The following is a 1,596-nucleotide window of genomic DNA, read 5'->3' as shown; positions in this document are numbered from 1 at the left end:
CTTGCAAGTGATCGAAATCTGGACACGCTGCTCGATCGTCTCGATGGGATCCTCCTGCCGGGTGGAGCGAGCAACATCGATGTTTCGCTGTACGCCGGTAATCAACAGCAAGTAGGATCGCTTGACCGAACGCGCGACGCAATGGCGATACGTATCGTCCGAGAGGCTGTAACGTCGGGGCGTCCGGTGCTCGGTATATGCCGAAGTATGCAGGAAATCAATGTTGCGTTGAGAGGCTCTTTGTACGCGACACTTCACGCGGAGCCGGGAAAGCTGGATCATCGGGCGAACCGCGCCCTAGCCTTCGAAGAACGCTATCGAGATGCACACGACGTCGCTTTTGTCCGCGGAGGCTGGCTTGACGAGGCGATCCGGACACGCTCCTCAAGCGACCGTCCAACTCGTGTGAACTCGCTGCATGGGCAAGGTATCGCGGCGTTGGCGGACGGATTGCGTGTCGATGCATATGCCGAGGATGGCACCATCGAGGCGATCTCGCATATCAGTGCGCCAATCTTCGGTGTGCAATGGCATCCCGAGTGGTATGTGAGGGACAGCGTCGTGAACTGTGCTGTCTGGGCGCGCTTTGGGCGCGAATGCGCGGCCTATCTGCGTCTAAGGTTGACAAAGTTGCCTTCATGATCATTTATCGCACGCACTTAGACCCGAACGCGCCCGCTTTTCGTTGAAACATCGATGCAGGACGTCGAATCAAAACCCACGACGTGCTCGCCGGGAGACTGATCCGTCTCTTCCTCTCGCCTTATAATCCGGCATGACTTCCTCGTTTCCCCTCGCCACTACGCGCCTGAGTGCCCGCCTGAGCGCGCGCACGTATGCGCACCGCCTGCCTTCCACGAATCTCGAACGCCAACGCCACGAGCCGCGCCGGAGCCGCGCATGAAAGTACCTAAACGGCTTGCACCGCTTCTTGAAGAAGGCCTGATCGATGAGGTCATCGGCCAGTTGATGAGCGGCAAAGAGGCCACCGTCTACATGGTGCGTTGTGGCGATTCCATGCGTTGCGCCAAGGTCTACAAAGATGCGAAGCAGCGCAGCTTTCGGCAGGCCACGTCGTATCGGGATGGCCGCAAGGTCAAGAACAGCCGGCAGATGCGCGCGATGGAAAAAGGCACGCGTTATGGCCGGCAGATACAAGAGGAATCGTGGCAAAACGCCGAAGTCGATGCGCTGTTCAGGCTCGCCAACGAAGGCGTGCGCGTGCCGCAACCGTATATCTGCACCGACGGCGTGCTGTTGATGGAACTCGTGCTCGACGAGTCCGGCCATGTCGCTCCGCGCCTGAACGACGTCGATCTGACCGAAGCCCGCGCACTCGAAATGCACGCGCTGCTTCTGCGCCAGGTAGTCCGGATGCTGTGCGCCGGGATCATTCACGGCGACCTGTCTGAATACAACATCCTGCTTGCGGCTGAAGGTCCGGTGATCATCGATTTACCTCAGGCTGTCGATGCCGCGGGCAACAATCAGGCCGCCGCCATGCTCATGCGCGATGTCGATAACCTCGCTAGTTACTTCGGCCGGTTTGCGCCAGAACTTCTGAGTACTGAATATGGAAAGGAGATCTGGTCGTTG

Annotated in this window: 2 protein-coding genes; both read left to right on the top strand. The window is 58.9% G+C overall.

Annotation, left to right across the window (positions count from 1 at the left end):
* Nucleotides 1-642, top strand: a 642-nt coding sequence (locus P7F28_RS08140) for a gamma-glutamyl-gamma-aminobutyrate hydrolase family protein (RefSeq protein WP_277184002.1), incomplete at its 5' end; no start/stop codon positions are given.
* Nucleotides 643-900: 258 nt separating this feature from the next.
* Nucleotides 901-1,596, top strand: a 696-nt coding sequence (locus tag P7F28_RS08135) for a PA4780 family RIO1-like protein kinase (RefSeq protein ID WP_277184001.1), incomplete at its 3' end; no start/stop codon positions are given.

Origin of the sequence: Caballeronia sp. BR00000012568055 (genome assembly GCF_029439455.1) — a bacterium.
Taxonomy (GTDB): domain Bacteria; phylum Pseudomonadota; class Gammaproteobacteria; order Burkholderiales; family Burkholderiaceae; genus Caballeronia.
This window is presented reverse-complemented; position numbering and strand designations above follow the sequence as displayed.